Annotated in this window: 12 protein-coding genes; 7 read left to right on the forward strand and 5 right to left on the reverse strand. The window is 64.7% G+C overall.

The features are described from left to right. The 3 genes from ACT6Q8_RS09325 to ACT6Q8_RS09335 all read left to right on the forward strand — a co-directional run. Nucleotides 1-1,149: TonB-dependent receptor domain-containing protein (locus tag ACT6Q8_RS09325; protein WP_444739371.1), on the forward strand; the 1,149-nt coding region annotated here is incomplete at its 5' end. 170 nt (nt 1,150-1,319) lie between these two features. Continuing rightward, entirely contained in the window at nt 1,320-4,406 is a 3,087-nt protein-coding gene (locus tag ACT6Q8_RS09330; RefSeq protein ID WP_444732427.1) for a glycoside hydrolase family 2 protein, read from the forward strand. A 21-nt stretch (nt 4,407-4,427) separates the two neighbouring features. Then, the gene (locus ACT6Q8_RS09335) at nt 4,428-5,690 is read left to right on the forward strand and encodes a PQQ-dependent sugar dehydrogenase (protein ID WP_054166219.1); all 1,263 of its coding nucleotides are present in this window, start codon (nt 4,428-4,430) and stop codon (nt 5,688-5,690) included. A gap of 9 nt (nt 5,691-5,699) precedes the next feature. On the opposite strand, the gene ACT6Q8_RS09340 is transcribed toward ACT6Q8_RS09335, so the two are convergent. The 3 genes from ACT6Q8_RS09340 to ACT6Q8_RS09350 all read right to left on the reverse strand — a co-directional run bounded on the left by ACT6Q8_RS09340 (nt 5,700) and on the right by ACT6Q8_RS09350 (nt 9,690). Continuing rightward, nucleotides 5,700-8,060, reverse strand: a complete 2,361-nt coding sequence (locus ACT6Q8_RS09340) for a TonB-dependent receptor domain-containing protein (RefSeq protein ID WP_444732426.1) — start codon at nt 8,058-8,060, stop codon at nt 5,700-5,702. Nucleotides 8,061-8,071: 11 nt separating this feature from the next. Further along, on the reverse strand, nt 8,072-9,064 hold the full coding sequence (locus tag ACT6Q8_RS09345) for a FecR family protein (protein ID WP_444732425.1): 993 nt from the start codon (nt 9,062-9,064) through the stop codon (nt 8,072-8,074). 80 nt (nt 9,065-9,144) lie between these two features. Next, the gene (locus tag ACT6Q8_RS09350; protein ID WP_444739381.1) at nt 9,145-9,690 is read right to left on the reverse strand and encodes an RNA polymerase sigma factor; all 546 of its coding nucleotides are present in this window, start codon (nt 9,688-9,690) and stop codon (nt 9,145-9,147) included. Nucleotides 9,691-9,890: 200 nt separating this feature from the next. Here ACT6Q8_RS09350 and ACT6Q8_RS09355 point away from each other — a divergent pair, with 200 nt between their 5' ends. From ACT6Q8_RS09355 to ACT6Q8_RS09370, 4 genes are read left to right on the forward strand one after another with little or no spacing between them, the layout of a single operon-like run. Then, a complete protein-coding gene (locus ACT6Q8_RS09355; protein WP_444732424.1) occupies nt 9,891-10,601 on the forward strand; it encodes a thermostable hemolysin in 711 nt (236 codons plus the stop codon). Beyond that, nucleotides 10,598-12,727 (forward strand): AMP-binding protein, encoded by a 2,130-nt coding sequence (locus tag ACT6Q8_RS09360; RefSeq protein WP_444732423.1) that lies wholly within the window; start codon nt 10,598-10,600, stop codon nt 12,725-12,727. The genes ACT6Q8_RS09355 and ACT6Q8_RS09360 overlap by 4 nt, the downstream gene beginning before the upstream one ends. Further along, a complete protein-coding gene (locus tag ACT6Q8_RS09365; RefSeq protein ID WP_082371976.1) occupies nt 12,717-13,538 on the forward strand; it encodes an SDR family NAD(P)-dependent oxidoreductase in 822 nt (273 codons plus the stop codon). Before ACT6Q8_RS09360 ends, ACT6Q8_RS09365 begins: the two co-directional genes overlap by 11 nt. Then, the gene (locus tag ACT6Q8_RS09370) at nt 13,528-14,193 is read left to right on the forward strand and encodes a tetratricopeptide repeat protein (RefSeq protein ID WP_054166225.1); all 666 of its coding nucleotides are present in this window, start codon (nt 13,528-13,530) and stop codon (nt 14,191-14,193) included. Before ACT6Q8_RS09365 ends, ACT6Q8_RS09370 begins: the two co-directional genes overlap by 11 nt. Before the next feature lie 42 nt (nt 14,194-14,235). Here the strand turns inward: ACT6Q8_RS09370 and kdpC are convergent, their stop codons facing one another. Both kdpC and kdpB read right to left on the reverse strand, forming a co-directional pair. Beyond that, a complete protein-coding gene (kdpC, locus tag ACT6Q8_RS09375; RefSeq protein WP_444732422.1) occupies nt 14,236-14,832 on the reverse strand; it encodes a potassium-transporting ATPase subunit KdpC in 597 nt (198 codons plus the stop codon). 12 nt (nt 14,833-14,844) lie between these two features. Beyond that, the gene (gene kdpB / locus ACT6Q8_RS09380; RefSeq protein ID WP_444739372.1) at nt 14,845-16,935 is read right to left on the reverse strand and encodes a potassium-transporting ATPase subunit KdpB; all 2,091 of its coding nucleotides are present in this window, start codon (nt 16,933-16,935) and stop codon (nt 14,845-14,847) included. Between the last annotated feature and the right edge of the window lie 16 nt (nt 16,936-16,951).

Consider the following 16,951-nt stretch of genomic DNA (forward strand, 5'->3'; position numbering starts at 1 on the left):
GACCTGTTCGACACGGACAGCATCCGCACCTGCGATTACACCTGCGGCGGCGTCAACAGCCGGGTGCGTGAACGGGTCAAGAGCGCCTATCTGATGGGCACCTTTGATCTCTATAACGCAGCCGACCTGCCGATCCGTGGCGATGCCGGTGTGCGCTATGTGAAGACCGACATGCTGGCATCCGGCTATATCGCCGTCGCCCCGCCGGCGGGCACCACCTCGCCCACCAATCTGGTCGGCCGCTTCTCCGAAGCCAAGAACAGCTATGATGACTGGCTGCCCTCGGCCAATGTCGTGTACGAGGCGACGGATGATGTGCTGCTGCGCCTGTCGGGCGCCAAGGTGCTGGCCCGTCCCGAGCTGGGCGTGCTCACCCCCACTAGTGGCGTGAACCCCGTCACCCGCATCGGCAATGTCAACAACCCGTTCCTGGACCCGATCCGCGCCAATACGTTCGACGTCGCCGCCGAATGGTATTTCCGCCCCGGCTCCCTGCTGTCGGTCGCCTATTTCTACAAGGACATCAAGAGCTTCATCCAGTCGGTCAGCTCCCAGGTGCCCTTCACCGACCTGGGTCTGCCCGACGCGCTGCTGGCCGGGTCCAACACGGCACCGACGGAGATCTTCACCGTCTCGCGTCCCTTTAACACGCCGGGTGGCCCGCTGAAGGGCTTTGAGATCAACGCCCAGATCCCCTTCACCTTCCTCGATGGTGTCTGGGCCAATTTCGGCGTCCTGGCCAACTACACGCGCGTGACGTCCAAGATCAATTACATCCTGGCATCCGCCGGCGGCGTCCCCACCGTCACCACCACCGCCGACCTGATCGGCCTGTCCAAGAACACCATGTCCGGCACCCTCTATTACGAGGATGAGGATTTCTCCATCCGCACCACCGCCAACTACCGCGACCGCTTCATCCGCGGCATCCCCGCATCCCCCGGCTCCGACCTCCAGGGCAACGCACCAACCCTCTATGTCGATGCCGCCGCATCCTACAATGTCACGCCCGAGATCAAGCTCATCCTCGAAGCCCAGAACCTCACTGACGAACAAAACCGCCTCTATATCGACAGCAAACGACAGGACACTCTCTTCGAAACCAAAATCGGGCGTACCGTCACCGCCGGCGTAAATGTCAGGTTCTGACGGTTTTATCTGACTATTCCTTAACTCCCGCCTCGCATCGCCGGATGGGCATTGTGCATCCGGCGATGCATTTCTTTGTCAATAATTCCCCCGGGCCATCGGCGATTGCGGGGAAAAAGGCAGTTACAAAGGGCAGACAGATGACGGGACAGAATAGGGGTCCGGGTGCCATGCGATTGGTTTGGACCTATCTTCTCGCCCTTCTTGTGTGGTGCGCGGCGGCATTTCCGGTCATGGCCGAGGAAGTGCCGAGTACAGCGACCCTGATGCTGTCGGGTACCGGGCCGGATGATGCGGTCCCTTGGGATTTCGTGATCGACGGCGGCATGCGTGCGGGCGAACAGGCCCGTATCCCGGTCCCTTCCAACTGGCAGATGCATGGGTTCGGCCATTACCAGTATGGCTATGACAAGGGGCCGCGTGTGGCGGACAAGGCCACCTATCGCCGCCGCTTCACGGTCCCTGCCGATTGGAAAGGCCGCACCATCCGCGTCATTTTTGAAGCGGTGATGACCGACACCCTGGTGAAGGTGAATGGCACTGTCGCCGGCCCCCTTCATCAGGGCGGCTTCAACCGGTTCAGCCATGACATCACCAAGCTGGTCAAACCCGGTGAGGAGAATGAGATCGAGGTGCAGGTCAGCGAGGCGTCTGCGGCCACGGCCACCGATATAGCCGAGCGCCATGGTGATTACTGGGTCTTTGGCGGCATCTATCGTCCGGTCTGGCTGGAGGCATCGCCGCCGGAATCCATCGCGCAGGTGGCCATCAATGCCCGTGCGTCCGGCGATCTGACCGCCGACATCACGCTACGCGCGCCGCGTAATGTGACCAAACTGGTGGGGCAGGTCATGACCCGCGATGGTGCGGCGGTGGGGCAGCCCTTCACCGCCACCATTCCGGATGGTGGGACAGGCCGTGTCCGTCTGGCCAGCCAGATCGCGCAGCCGGCCCTGTGGTCGGCGGAGGCGCCGAACCTTTACGATCTGCAGGTGACCCTGTTTGCGGGTGACAGGCCGGTGCATCAGGTGCGAGAACGGTTCGGGTTCCGGACCTTCGAAGTGCGGGGCGGCGAAGGTCTTTATCTGAACGGTCAGCGCATCATGCTGAAAGGCGTGAACCGCCACAGCTTCCGCCCGGAAACGGGCCGCGCCGTCAGCCGCTCCCAGGCATATGATGATGTACGCACCATCAAATCCCTGAACATGAACGCCATGCGGGTGGCCCATTACGCGCCGGAAAAGGCGTTCCTGGAAGCTGCCGATGAACTGGGCCTTTATGTCATTAACGAGTTGAGCGGCTGGCAGAATGCCCATGATACCGAGGTGGGCCGCAAGCTGGTCCGGTCATTGGTCGAGCGGGACGTCAACCATCCCAGCATTCTGTTCTGGTCGAATGGCAATGAGGGTGGGTGGAACCGGGAACTGGATGGTGATTTCGCGCTTTATGATCCGCAAGCCCGTCCCCTGATCCATCCTTGGGAGGCGTTTGGCGGCATCGACACCAAGCATTATCCCCGGTACCCGGACCTGCTGCGCCGGTTGTCGGGTGAGATGCTGGTGATGCCGACCGAGTTCCTGCATGGCCTGTTCGATGGCGGCATCGGATCGGGCCTGGAAGATTACTGGCGTGCCATGACGGCATCACAGCGAGGCGCCGGTGGCTTCCTGTGGAACCTGGCGGATGAGGGGCTGGTCCGCACCGACCAGGGTGGGCGGATTGATCTCTACGCTACGTACGCGGCGGACGGGATTGTGGGTCCGCATCAGGAAAAGGAGCCCAGCTTCTTCACGGTCAGGGACATCTGGTCACCGGTACAGATCGATGCCCCCATCCTGGATGACGGCTTCACGGGTACCGTGACGGTTCGCAATGAATATGACTTCACACCGCTGACGGCGGTGCGGTTCCAGTGGGAATGGCTGCGCTTTGCCGGCCCTGCCGACAGGAAAACCGATGCCAAGGTGCTGGCGAAGGGTGAGGTGGCGGGACCGGCCATCGCGCCGCATGCGGCGGGTGAACTGCGCCTGCCGCTGCCGTCTGTATGGAAGCAGGCGGACGCGCTGCGCCTGACGGCGATGAAGGGGGATCAGCCGCTTCTGACCTGGGTCTGGTCTGCCCGGACCCATCCCGCCGATGATGTCACCGGCAGCAGGATTGGCCGCCCGCAGGTGGTGCGCAACGGGGATGTGATCGATCTGGTGGCTGGCAAACTGTCGGCACGTTTCAATGCGATGACCGGGTTGCTGACAGGTTTGATCCATGATGGCAAACAACAGCCCTTGTCCAATGGTCCCCGCCTGCTGCTGGCCCGTCCCAAGGGGGCGGGGGAACCGGCCTGGGCGGAACAGGTGGCCACGGGTGAGGGGCTCTATGAATTCCCGAAGCCCACGATGGCCAACATTGCCTCCATTGATCTGGGCATCGCAGAGGCGGATGGCTGGGCGGGTTTCAACCTTGAACTGTCATCCGATGGCCATAACTGGCGGCGGGTCTTCGACGGTGCCCGCGTGGCACGCGATGGCCAGACCTACATCTTCCCGCCGCAGATCGTGAAGGCGATCCGCATTTCCAATCTGGCCGGCGTGCGGTCGGTGCCGAAACTGGTGTCGGTACGGTTGGCGCATGAGGCGGACCGGTTTATAAATCCAGATACGCGACCGGTCACGGTAATGGTTGGTGACGGTCGCGACCCAGTGACCGGAAAGCCCATGGTCTGGCTGGAGGCGCCGGGGACGGGCGGGCTGTCGCATGTCCGCTGGTCGCTGGGCGAGGACGGTATCCTGACCCTGGATTACCGCTATGATCTGACCGGCGCCGTTCTCTATCACGGTATCGGCTTTGACCGGCCACTGGATGATGTCACCGGTGTACGGGCGTTGGTACGCGGGCCGGGTCCGGTATGGCAGAACCGGCTGCGCGGCCCTGTGCTGGGCGTGCATGAGATTGCTGGCGATGGGGCCGGCCTGTCGAAACCCGCAATTGCCGGATATTTCGCCGATCCACGCTGGGTCCGGCTGTCGGGCGGGCAGGGCACGCTGACCATTGCCAGCGATGGAGCGCCCTATCTTCAGCTTGGCGCCAGATTGGCCGATTTCCCGACCACCAGTGTGGATTTCCCACCCAGCGATATCGGCTTCCTGCAGGCCATTCCCGGCATGGGCGCCAAGAACCAGGCCGCTGACCTGACCGGCCCGGCGGGCATGCCCTCCATCGCCAACGGGTCTTATGGCGGTCGCCTGCGGATCAAATACTGACCTGTTTACAGGAGAGTTCCGATGAAATCCGCCCGCTTCGGCATCGCAATCCTGTGTCTTGCCTGCCTGCCAACCGTCGCACTGGCACAGGAAAGCCGTTCCATCGGTGCCGATCCGCAATTGCCGGCGCCGTTTGCCACGCCATCGGTGAAAAACACGCCCGACACAACGCCGTTCCATGAAGGGGCGGAACTCTGGACGGCACCGGGTCTGGCGGTGAACCGTTTTGCGGAAGGGCTGGATTCACCGCGCAATGCCATTGTCCTGCCCAATGGCGATGTGCTGGTCGCGGAGGCTAAGACGGAGCGCAAGAACGAAGACCCGAGCTTCGTGGACAAGGGGGCCAACCGTATCCTGTTGCTGCGCGACAATGATGGTGATGGCCGCGCGGACGAACGCCATGTGCTGATTGGCGCGTTGCAGCAGCCTTATGGCATGGCGTTGATCGGTGACCGGCTTTACATCGCGAACGCCAATGGCGTCTTCTGGACGCCTTACGAGCAGGGCCGGTCCACGATCCCGGATGATGCACCGCGCACCTGGATCACACGGTTCGACCCGACAGGATACAACAATCACTGGACCCGCAACCTGCTGGCCAGCCGGGATGGCCGTACCCTCTATATCGCGGTTGGGTCGGCCAGCAATGCCGGTGAATATGGCATGGCCAAGGAGGAGCGGCGGGCCGCGATCCTGGCCATTGATCTTGCCACCGGCAACGAGCGTCTCTTTGCCGGTGGCCTCCGCAATCCGGTCGGGATGGATATCGAACCGGTGACAGGCCAGCTCTGGACATCGGTCAATGAGCGCGATGAACTGGGTGATGATCTTGTTCCCGATTATATCACCTCGGTAACCGATGGGGGCTTTTACGGCTGGCCCTACAGCTATTGGGGCAAGCACCCGGACCCGCGTCTGAAGGGGCAGCGGCCTGATCTGGTTGCGAAATCGATCACGCCCGATTTTGCCGTAGGCGCACATGCCTCGGCGCTTGGCATTGCCTTCGGCGCGTCAACCTCCCTGCCGGCTCGGTACCGCTCCGGCGCCTTCGTGGCACGGCACGGTTCCTGGAACCGGTCCGAACTTCTGGGCTATGACGTGGTGTTCGTGCCCTTTGCCAGTGGCAAGGCCGTGGGGTCGCTGGAGAAGGTTCTGACAGGTTTCACCGATCAGCCGGGCCATGTCCATGGCCGCCCCCGGTCATTGGCGGTGGCCGGGGATGGTGCCTTGCTAGTGGTTGATGACAAGGGCGGCACGATCTGGCGCCTTTCCGCGGCGAAGTGACCCGCCCGTCTATCCTTCCCAGCCGATGCTGACCCGCACGGTGCGCGGGCGGACGGGTGTTGCCTGCGGGCCCGCGCCAAGTGTGAACGGGTTGCCATAGGCGAATTGGTTGGCGTCGCTGTCGAGGATATTGTCCAAGGCGACGCCAAGCGACCAGCCCCCGGTCCCGTGCAGCGTGATCCGCCCGCCCAGCAGATCGACCGGACCCTGACTTATCCCATTGGTAAAGGTCAGGTGGGTGCGGCCCGTGTGGCTATAGTCCAGGGCCGCCAGCAGGTTCACGCCCTCCGTGACCTGCCCGCGCCAGGACAGGCTGGCACTGCCGCTGAGGCGTGAGGCGCCGGGCAACCCGCCATCCGCGCCGCCGGTAAAGTCACGGGCGACACGGGTCAGTTCCGGATCGTTCAGGATAACCGTCGCATCCAGCCGCCAGGGACCCAGATGCAGGCGGGGCGTCACCTCGATCCCCGTATTGCTGCCATCCCCGGCATTGGTGGTGACGGTCAGACCATCGGCCCGCAACTGGTCGGTCTGGATATTGCGCCAGAGCGCATGGAAGATGGCTGCATCCAGCATCAGCCGCCCCTGCCACAGCGACAGCTTCGTTCCCAGCTCATAGTTCCACAGCTCATCGGTCTGGAAACGGGCAGTGCGATAGTCGTCACCCGTGACCGGTCCGGCCTCTTCGATATTAATACCGCCTGGGCGATAACCCTCGGTCATCTGGGCATAGAAAGAGGTATCTTCCCAGGCCTGCCATGAAAGGGCCAGCTTGGGCGTATAATCCGTCTCCCGCGTGTATCCCTCGGCCCTTGCCGCCGATGGTGCGCGGGCTGTGGCCTCCACCTCCTGCGCCACATGAAACAGGCGGCCACCGGCGGTCAGGGTCCAGTCGGGCTGGAACCGCCAGGACAGCTCCCCAAACAGGGCCGCCTCCTTCACCTCGTCCACTCTGTCACGCCGCCACAGATCGGTACCGCTCTCTGCCGCCGGGGTCAGGCGACGGCTGGAGTTGGCAGTCTGGCGCGACAGGTACAGGCCGGAAAGCCAGTTGAGGCCATTGTCGCCGTCATCCTTGCTGGTCAGCCGCGTTTCATGGGTCCACAGACGGGATAATTGTGCCTCATGGAACAGCGCGGGTCGTGCCGGCAGCCCGGAAAGTGCCAGTACGGCGGTGCTGGCATCATAGAAACTGTCGATCTCATGCCGAACAAAGGCGGTGGTGCTGTGCAGGTCGGCAAAGGGCAGGCTGCCCGTCAAGGTGACATGCGCCTCGTCGAAATCATTGTCATGTGGTTCGGCCAGTTGCGCCGCACGGGTACAGCAACCCCGCCGCCCCTGGATATAATGGCTATCGTCCGTATCGATCAGTTGATAGGTGCCGCCCAGTTCCAGACGCCAGTCTTCGATGGGCACGAAGGCGACCAGCAGGCGCCCACCCTGCGTATCCGTGCGGTCGATGTTGCGCCGCCCACCAGCCGCATCGATCACCCCGCCCTCCCGGTCGGCATAAAGCGCCAGCCTGACTGCCAGCCGGTCGGTCAGCAGCGGCTGATTCAATACCGCCTCCACCCCGCCGCCCGGCGCACCGTCGCGGGTCAGGCTGCCGGAAAGCCGGGCCTGTGCCGACCGTTCCGACAGATCCGGCGGGGCCGGCACGATGCGCAGGATGCCGCCGATGGACCCGCCGCCATAGAGCGTGCCTTGCGGTCCGCGCAGCACCTCCACCCGGTCCAGATCGATCAGGTGCAGGTGGGGATCGGGTGCGTTGTAATTGACCTTGGCATTGTCCAGATACAGGCCGACCGTGGCCTGGGTCTGGCCGGTAAAGGCACTGTCCGAAAGGCCCCGGATGGCCAGCTTGTTTCGCCCCGGCCCCAGATGCGTGCTGCCCACCGCGCCCAGCAGGGGTAGTGCGGCATCGGGGTTTGTGCTGCCCAGGCGGGCCAGATCGGCAGCGGTCAGCCATCCCACGGCAACGGGCAGATCGACGGGAGACGCCCCGCGCTTCGTCGCCGTCACGATGATGGGTTCCACGGGTGCCGCCTGACCCTGATCCGCCGCTGGCCGCAGATGCGGTGCGGGCAGCGGCTCCAGCCGGTACGTGTCCGGCCCGACCTTGCGGAAACCAAGCCCCGTCTCGGCCAGCAGCCGGGTCAGCGCCTGTTCGGGCGTCAGCGGGCCGCTGGCACCGGGGCTGTGCCGGCCTGTCAATATCTGGTCCCCGCCGATGGAGATGCCCGTCTGTCGCGACAGGTCGGATAGAGCGGCACCCAGGGGGCCGGCAGGCACGGCGATCCCCTGTTCAGCGGCCAGTACCGGCAGGGCCGTCAGCGACAGGACCAGGGCGGAGAGAGGGAATAGACGCAAAGCGGGAACCGTCAGGGGCGTTTCGACAGCACGAAGCTATCACCCTGGCGCACTACGGCAATGGGCAGCAAGCCCTGCATATTGTTCAGCAACGTCGTCTGATCGGCGTCCAGCCGCAGTACGCCCGAGAAATGCAGGCCCGTCGCCGCCCCTTCCGCCCGCATGGGCAGCGGGTAATGGCGTGACAGTTCCATCAGGACCTGGGGCAGGGGGGCATTGTCAAAGGACAGGCGGCCCTGTGCCCAGGCGGTGACGGCCGGTGCATCCACCGCCGTGACCGGACTGGGCGCGTGGCCGTGAAGGGCGCTGATCTGCTGTCCCGGTGTCAGGCGCTGTTTGGCGGTTCCATCGGCATTGCCGACATCGACCAGACCGCGCGTCACCGTGACGGTCACGCCAGTATCCAGGTTGCGCACATTGAAGGCGGTGCCGACCACGGTCACCAGCCTTTCACCCGCCGCCACGGTGAAGGGACGCGACGGGTCCTTGGCAACATCGAACAACGCCTCGCCCTTCTCCAGCACGATGGAGCGGCGGTCTTCCAGCATGGCGACCGACAGGCGGGTCCCGCTGTTCAGGATGATGGTGGACCCATCGGCCAGTTTGGCCGTCTGGCGCTGACCGGGGGCCGTCTCGAAGATCTGCGGCGTGGGGCTGACGGCATACTGGCTGGTCAGCGTGACCGCCAGGGCGGCAGCCGCAGCGGCGGCACCCCCCAGGAACCAGCGGCGGGACAGATTGGCCGGGGCCGGCATCGGGGCCGCCTTGCGCCGGCTGGCCAGATCGATGATGGCCGCCGGCTGTTCCGCCGGCGGCATCGTGTCCAGCTGCCGCCACAGCCCCTCCACCTTATCATAGGCGATGCGGTGGGCAGCATCGGCTTCCAGCCATTCGGTGAATTCCAGCCACACCGCCTGATCTGCATCACCCTGCAAACGGGCGTGCCAGTCCGCCGCCTGTTCCAGGCGGGGATCAAGGGGTGCTTCGGGCGGGCGGTTCACCATGTTGGCTGCTTCTGGTTCGGGCTTTGTCCTGTTGACGTCGGGCAAGGGGCGGTACCCCACCCTCTCTCATGAATTATTTTTCATTCAAGACGGCGCCCTAGCCTTTTCAACAGGTTCTTCATGGCGGCGGCCATGTGTTTTTCCACGGCACTGCGCGAAATGCCCAGGCTGGCAGCGATCTCCGCATGCGGGCGCCCTTGCAGCTTGTGCATTTCAAAGACGCGTTTGCCCTGCGGTGGCAGGGCGTCGATGGCATCGCGCAACAGGCGCAACTCCTGCCGCCCGCCCACCACTTCTTCCGCGCTCGGGGTCTCTGCGATGGGTTCGGGTCCGTCGACCAGGGCATTGGCCGACAGCCATTCGCCATCGCGTGCGGCGGCGCGCGATCCGCTGCGCTGCCGGTCGAAGGCCAGGTTCATGGCCATGCGGTTCAGGAAGGCGGGCACATTCTCCACCCCGTCGCCCCCATCGGGCAGGGTGGCCAGCCGCTCATACATCTCCTGCACAACATCCTCTGCCTCTGCCGCACTGCCTGTGCGCGCCGTCAGAAGCCGCAGCAGAAAGGCGCGGTGTTCCAGATAGGCGGTGATCAGGGGCGTGGTCGGGGCGATGACGGGACCTGGGATCGGCGGGGACTGTCATCCGATATAGCCCCGGACCCACACCCGATCAATGCAACAGGTGGGCAGCAGCTGGTTTTCGCCACAGCCTCAAAATTTTTTCAGTTCGCACCTGCGGTCCGCTGCGGGCGGTGCCGTCATGCAGTTGAAGGCCGCTGAAACCGGCCGATCCAACCGGCGGAGTGACGCCTGTGATTGAAATGCTGATGCGCGATGATGAGGGGGTACGGGGCAGCCTGCGGTTCGATGCCGAACGGCTGGGCACCCTGACACGCTGCCGCCCGGCTGTTGTGGCTATCACCCGCCATTTCGCCCCGGAACGGCGGCGGGTGGAGGCGATGATCCGCAACACCTATGCGCAGACCTATGGCGGTGACATCACCATCACCCATCCGATGCTGATGAGCCTGCGCGACGCCGACGACCGTATCCTGGCGGGCGTCGGTTTCCGTCCGGCGGGCACCGGCCCCCTTTTCCTGGAAACCTATCTGGACCAGCCGGTCGAAACCCTGATCCCCGATCAGCCGCGGCGCGGCCAAGTAGTGGAAATCGGCAATCTGGCCGCCGCAGAGGCCGGGGCCTCGTACCTGCTGTTCATGGCGCTGGCCGCCTATCTGCATGGCCAGGGATATGAAAAGGCCGTGGTCACCGCCACCCGCCCGTTGCGCCGCCTGTTCCGCCAGATCGGCTTCGATCCTGTCGAACTGGGCCGTGCAACGCCCGACCGCGTCGGCTCTGCCGCTGCCGCCTGGGGCAGCTATTACGCCAACGACCCGCGCGTGGTCTGCGGCAATGTCGCGTTTGGCGCTGAAAGCCTGGACCGTTTCCTGGCTGGTGATGCGCGGCAGGCGCTGCCTTCCTTTCCCACCTTTCCCCGTCTGCATCCCGCCATTTCGGCGCCCGAGGTGATTGCATGAGCCGCATTCTTTCTGGCATCCGCATGCAGGACCCGGCAAAGCCCGCCATCAATGACTGGTCCTATGGCAGCCTGTTGGGCGCCATTGACCGGCTGGCCGCCGACCTGTGTGAAAATATCGGCCTGGACCGCCGGCCCGTCGCGGTGGAGGCGGCCAATTCCGCCGCCTGGGCCGTTCTGGACCTTGCCCTGCTGGAACTGGGTCTGGTCAGCCTGCCCTTGCCGGATTTCTTCACACCGGATCAGCGTAGCCATGCCCTGGCCGATGCCGGTGCCGGCTGGCTGATCACCGACAGCCCGCAGCAAGGTGGTCAGGCGCTCCGTGTGGGCGCGGAAACGCTCTATATTCATCGCCTGGACCACGCGCCCGTGTTGTTGCCGGCGGGTACGGCCAAGATCACCTACACATCCGGCACGACCGGGACGCCCAAGGGCGTCTGCTTGTCGGCTGCCGGTCTGGAAAAGGTGGCAACCTCCCTGGTGCAGGTGATCGGCACCGATTATGCGGGCCGGCACGTCGCCATCCTGCCCCTGCCGGTCCTGCTGGAAAATGTCGCGGGCCTCTACAGCACGCTGCTGGCCGGCGGCCATTATCTGGCAGCCTCGCCGGCGGAACTGGGTCTGGCACAGCCCTTCCAGCCGGATTTTGGCCGGCTTCTGGCCGCCCTCTCCACCGTTCGTGCGAACAGCGTCATTCTGGTGCCGGAACTGCTGCGCGGTCTGATGGCCGCGATGGCACAAAGTGGCCGTACGCTTCCTGATCTGCGGCTGGTGGCCGTCGGTGGGGCGCGGGTGGCACCTTCCCTGCTGGCGCAGGCCGGGATGCTGGGCCTGCCGGTCTATCAGGGGTACGGCCTGTCGGAATGCGGATCGGTGGTGGCGCTGAACACCCCCGATGCAAACCGGGTGGGGACGGTGGGGCGTGTGCTGCCGCATCTGAACCTGGCGATCGACCCGGACACACGGGAGGTCAGCCTCAATAACCATGCGTTCCTGGGCTATGTCGGCGGCGACCCCGCCCTATCCCGCATCGCGACCGCCGATCTGGGCAGCCTTGATGACGATGGCTTCCTGTCCATCCAGGGCCGGTCGCGCAATGTCATCATCAATGCCTTTGGCCGCAACATCGCACCGGAATGGGTCGAAGCGGAACTGATGGCGCAGCCGGAAATCCTGCAGGCGGTGCTGTTCGGCGATGCCCAGGCCGACCTGACGGCCCTGATCGTGCCCACTCGGCTTGGACAGGACCCGTCCGCCCTGTCGCTGGCGGTGGCGCGGGCCAATGGTGCCCTGCCGCCCTATGCCCGCGTCGCCCGCTGGCACGCCGTCCCCGCCTTCACCCCCCTGAACGGCATGCTGACCCCCAATGGCCGTCCCCGCCGTGATGCCATTGCTACTGCCCATGCCCCCTTTCTGTCCCGGAATGAGGATGAGACACCCATGCCCCAACCCTTCTTCGACCGTCTGGTGACGGAGACGGAGCCGGCGCGCCTTTCCCTGCTGTCGGTGCCGCAGATCCAGGATGGCCTGACGGGCCGTATCAGCCTGGAAACCTACATCGCCTATCTGACGGAGGCGTATCACCATGTGAAGCACACGGTGCCCCTGATGCGTACCGCCCGCGCCGCCCTGCGTCCCGGTCAGGAATGGCTGATCCCCGCCCTGGATGAATATATCGAGGAGGAGGAGGGGCACGAGGAATGGATCCTGAACGACATCCGCCATGCCGGTGGCAATGCCGAGATGGTGCGCCATGGCACCCCGCGTGCCGCCACCCAGGCCATGGTGGATGAGGCCTACCGCTTCATCCGCGAGGAAAACGCCGCCGGCTTCTTCGGCATGGTCTATGTGCTGGAAGGGACCAGTACTGCCATCGCCACCCATGGGGCCGAAGCGGTGCGCAAGTCCCTGAACCTGCCGAAAAGCTGCTTCAGCTATCTGACCAGCCACGGGTCGCTGGATATCCAGCATATGGAATTCTTCCGCACCCTGATGAACCAGATAAGCGATCCGGCGGATCAGCAGGCAATCATCACCATGGCGAACCGCATCTTCGGCCTGTTCGCCGGCCTGTTCCGCGCCATTCCCCACAGCCGCCACACCGAAGAGGTGCGCCATGTTGCATGAGGAAAGCCTGGAAGGCCGCACCATTCTGGTCACCGGTGGTGCCGGCGGTATCGGGTCACCCCTGGTCAGCCTGCTGCGCAATCGCGGGGCGCAGGTCACGACCCTGGGGCGTGGCGATATGCCGGGGCGCCATATCCGCGCCGACCTGTCGACCCAGGCCGGCATCGCGCATGCCGCCGAACAGGCCCGCCTGCTGGCCCCGCAGATGCTGTTCAACATCGCGGGAAAGCAATATTTCGGCCCCGTGGAGGGGCAGCGTCCGGCGGACCTGCTGGGTGATTATCTGGTGAACCTCGTGGCACCGGTAACCCTGACCCAGGCGGTGCTGCCCATGATGAAGCAGCGGGGGCGCGGCCACATCGTCAATGTCGGTTCCGTCTTCGGCTCCATCAATTTCGCGCATTTCGCAGGCTATTCCAGCGCCAAGGCGGGTCTGAAGGGCTTCAGCCAGGCCCTGCGGCGGGAAGTGCGGGGGACGGGCATCACCGTCTGTCATGTGGCCCCGCGTGCGGTGCGCACCGGCTTCAACGGGCCGCTGGTACAGCGTTTCGCTGAACTGACCGGCATGGCGCAGGATGAACCCATCCAGGTCGCCCGCCGTATCCTGGCCGCCGCCCAGGCGGGCAAGGCCGAAACGGTGATCGGCTGGCCCGAAGCCTTCTTTACCCGCCTGAATGCCCTTTTCCCCGGTCTGGTCGACCGGGCGCTGGCCGGCAACGACGCCAAGGCCGCCAGCCTTTTCTCGCATCCGGTCGCCCCGACGGGCGGCGCCACCATCACGCCCCTTGGAGAGAAAAACCATGCGCGCTGACAAGAAACTGATCCTGGCCACCCTGTCCCTGCTGCTGGCCGGTTCGGCCCTGGCCTCCACCGATCCCGCCATGGATGCCAAGGTCGCGGAACTTCAGGCAGGCTGGGCCCATGTGAAATATGAGGTGAAGGGAGAGGATGCGCAGCTTTCCGGCATGGAGGCCCTTGCCGGTCAGGCCAAGACCGTCACCGCCGCCTATCCCGGCAAGGCCGAGCCCCTGATCTGGGAAGCGATCATCTTGTCGTCCGAAGCCGGCATCAAGGGCGGCATGGGCGCGCTGTCGCTGGTCAAGGAGGCGAAGGCCAAGCTTGAAACCGCCGAACAGATCGATCCCACGGCCCTGGACGGATCGGTGCATACCTCGCTGGGCAGCCTTTACTATCAGGTGCCGGGCTTCCCCATCGGCTTTGGCAGCGACAAGAAGGCCAAGGTCTATCTGGAAAAGGCGCTGGCCCTGAACCCGGACGGTATCGATCCCAACTATTTCTACGGCGATTTCCTGTTCCGGCAGGGGGAATATGCCAAGGCACGTGACGTCCTGAACCATGCGCTGGCCGCCGCCCCCCGTCCGGGCCGGGAAATTGCCGACGCTGGTCGCCGGGAGGAGATCAACGCCGTGCTGGCCCAGGTGGAAACCAAGGTCGCCCGGCGCTGACCCATCACGACCGCCGCCGACGGCGCGGTCATTCCTGTTTGGTCATTTCCTGGCAGGCCCGGCAAGTTTACTGCCGGGCCTGCTGTCCAATGCCAGGTTCAATTTCAGGACATTGACCCGCGGCTCCCCCAAGAGGCCCAGCAGGGGCCGTTCGACATGGGCGTCCACCAGTTGCCGGACCATGGCCGGTTCCAGGCCACGCGCGCCGGCAACACGGGCCACCTGGAAATAGGCGGCGGCGGGGGTGATGTGGGGGTCCAGCCCGCTGCCCGATGCGGTCACCAGATCAACCGGCACCTCATTCTCAGGGGCCGCCCCCAGCCGTTCGGCATCGTTCTTCACCCGCTCCGTCAGGGCTGCACTGGTGGGACCCAGGTTCGACCCGCTGGACGCACCGGCATCATAGCCATTGCTGCCCGCCGCCGACGGGCGCGGCCAGAAATAACGCTCGCCGGTAAAGGACTGTCCGATCAGCTCTGATCCGATTACCCGGTTATCGGCATCGCGTATCAGGCTGCCGCCTGCCTGATACGGAAACAGGGTTTGGCCGATCCCACTGATCAGCAACGGGTAACCCAGGCCGCATATCAGCGTGAACAGCACCAGAAGGACCAGGGCGGGACGCATTTCCTTCAACATGATTGGAATTCCTTAAGCAAGGCCCAGGGCCGTGACGGCCATGTCGATCAGTTTGATGCCGGCAAACGGCACCACCAAACCGCCGATGCCATAGATCAGCAGGTTGCGGGACAGTTGGCTTGCCGCCGACCGCGCGCGGTAGGTCACGCCCTTCAGGGCCAGCGGGATCAGCGCAATGATGATCAGTGCGTTGAAGATGATGGCCGACAGGATGGCCGACTGCGGGGTGGACAGGCCCATGATGTTCAGGTTGCCCAGCACCGGATAGATGCCCGCAAACATAGCCGGGATGATGGCGAAATATTTCGCGACATCATTGGCGATGGAGAAGGTGGTCAGGCTGCCGCGCGTCATGAGCAGCTGTTTGCCGATTGACACGATCTCGATCAGCTTGGTCGGATCGCTGTCCAGATCCACCATATTCCCGGCCTCGCGTGCGGCCTGGGTACCGGTATTCATGGCCACGCCGACATCCGCTTGGGCCAGGGCCGGGGCATCGTTGGTGCCGTCGCCGCACATTGCGACCAGACGACCATCGGCCTGTTCCTTGCGGATCAGGTTCAGCTTGTCCTCCGGCGTGGCCTGGGCCAGGAAATCATCCACCCCGGCCTCTGCCGCGATGGCCGCCGCCGTCAGGGGATTGTCGCCCGTGATCATGACGGTACGGATGCCCATGCGGCGCAGTTCGGCGAAACGGTCGCGGATGCCGCCCTTGATGATATCCTTCAGATGCACGATGCCCAGCACCCGGTCGCCGCGCACCACGGCCAGGGGCGTGCCACCGGCCTTGGCGATGCGCTCGGCCAGCGCCTCCAGTTCGGGCATCTTCACCTGTCCCGTGCCGCGCTGGGCCGCGACATGGCGCAGGATGGCGTCCACGGCCCCCTTGCGGATGGCGATACCGGCAATGTCCACCCCGCTCATCCGCGTCTGGGCGGCAAAGGGCACGAAGCGCACCTCCTGATGCGCGATTTCCGGCTGGCGCAGGCCGTATTTCTCCTTGGCCAGGACGACGATGGACCGGCCTTCCGGGGTTTCATCCGACAGGCTGGACAATTGCGCTGCTTCCGCCAGCTCCCGCTCCGTCACGCCCTGTACCGGCAGGAATTCGGTAGCATGGCGGTTGCCCAGGGTGATGGTGCCCGTCTTGTCCAGCAGCAGCGTATCGACATCGCCCGCCGCCTCCACCGCGCGGCCCGAGGTTGCCAGCACGTTGAACCGCACCAGACGGTCCATGCCGGCTATGCCGATGGCCGACAGCAGCGCCCCGATGGTGGTGGGGATCAGGGTGACGAACAGCGCCACCAGCACGATCACCGACACCGACCCGCCAGCATAAAGCGCAAAGCCGGGGATGGAGACCACGGCCAGCAGGAAGATCAGCGACAGGCCGACCAGCAGCAGGTTGAGCGCGATCTCATTCGGCGTCTTCTGCCGTTCAGCCCCTTCGACCAGGGCGATCATCCGGTCCAAAAAGGTAGAGCCCTGGGCCGCCGTGATGCGCACAATGATCTGGTCCGACAGGACACGGGTGCCACCCGTCACCGCTGACCGGTCGCCGCCGCTTTCGCGTATCACGGGAGCGCTTTCGCCGGTGATGGCGCTTTCATCGACGGTGGCGATGCCCTCCACGATCTCCCCATCGCTGGGGATCAGTTCACCCGCCGTCACGACGACATGGTCACCGACAGCCAGGATGGCGGCGGGCACGGTTTCGGTGCCGCCGGACAGGTCCGTTGCCAACAGGCGGCGGGCCACGGCCTCCGTGCGGGTGCGGCGCAGGCTGGCGGCCTGGGCCTTGCCCCGGCCCTCCGCCACAGCCTCCGCGAAGTTGGCGAACAGCACCGTGAACCACAGCCACAGCACGATCTGCAATGAAAAGCCCGTGCTGTCATTGCCCGTCGCCAGATCGCGCAGCAGCAGAAAGGTGCTGAGCGTGGCGACCACGGCCACCAGGAACATGACGGGATTGCGCACCAGCACAGCCGGATGCAGCTTGGCGTAGCTGGCCCGGATGGCGGGCCACAGGATGGCCCCGTCCAGGACGGAGCTGCGGGCCAGCCGCTTATTGCCATGGCCCGTGACGATATCTGCGTTTCGCATGTTCATTCTCCGGTCG

The sequence above is a fragment of the Niveispirillum sp. genome (assembly GCF_052437035.1).
GTDB lineage: Bacteria > Pseudomonadota > Alphaproteobacteria > Azospirillales > Azospirillaceae > Niveispirillum.

What these genes read in the sequence shown, in the direction of transcription:
- ACT6Q8_RS09360 (WP_444732423.1), top strand. Translation starts at nt 10,598, where the DNA reads ATGAGCCGCATTCTTTCTGGCATCCGCATGCAGGACCCGGCAAAGCCC.
- ACT6Q8_RS09345 (WP_444732425.1), bottom strand. Translation starts at nt 9,064, where the DNA reads ATGGTGAACCGCCCGCCCGAAGCACCCCTTGATCCCCGCCTGGAACAG.
- ACT6Q8_RS09370 (WP_054166225.1), top strand. Translation starts at nt 13,528, where the DNA reads ATGCGCGCTGACAAGAAACTGATCCTGGCCACCCTGTCCCTGCTGCTG.
- ACT6Q8_RS09335 (WP_054166219.1), top strand. Translation starts at nt 4,428, where the DNA reads ATGAAATCCGCCCGCTTCGGCATCGCAATCCTGTGTCTTGCCTGCCTG.
- kdpC (WP_444732422.1), bottom strand. Translation starts at nt 14,832, where the DNA reads ATGTTGAAGGAAATGCGTCCCGCCCTGGTCCTTCTGGTGCTGTTCACG.
- ACT6Q8_RS09355 (WP_444732424.1), top strand. Translation starts at nt 9,891, where the DNA reads ATGCGCGATGATGAGGGGGTACGGGGCAGCCTGCGGTTCGATGCCGAA.
- ACT6Q8_RS09365 (WP_082371976.1), top strand. Translation starts at nt 12,717, where the DNA reads ATGTTGCATGAGGAAAGCCTGGAAGGCCGCACCATTCTGGTCACCGGT.
- kdpB (WP_444739372.1), bottom strand. Translation starts at nt 16,935, where the DNA reads ATGCGAAACGCAGATATCGTCACGGGCCATGGCAATAAGCGGCTGGCC.
- ACT6Q8_RS09330 (WP_444732427.1), top strand. Translation starts at nt 1,320, where the DNA reads ATGCGATTGGTTTGGACCTATCTTCTCGCCCTTCTTGTGTGGTGCGCG.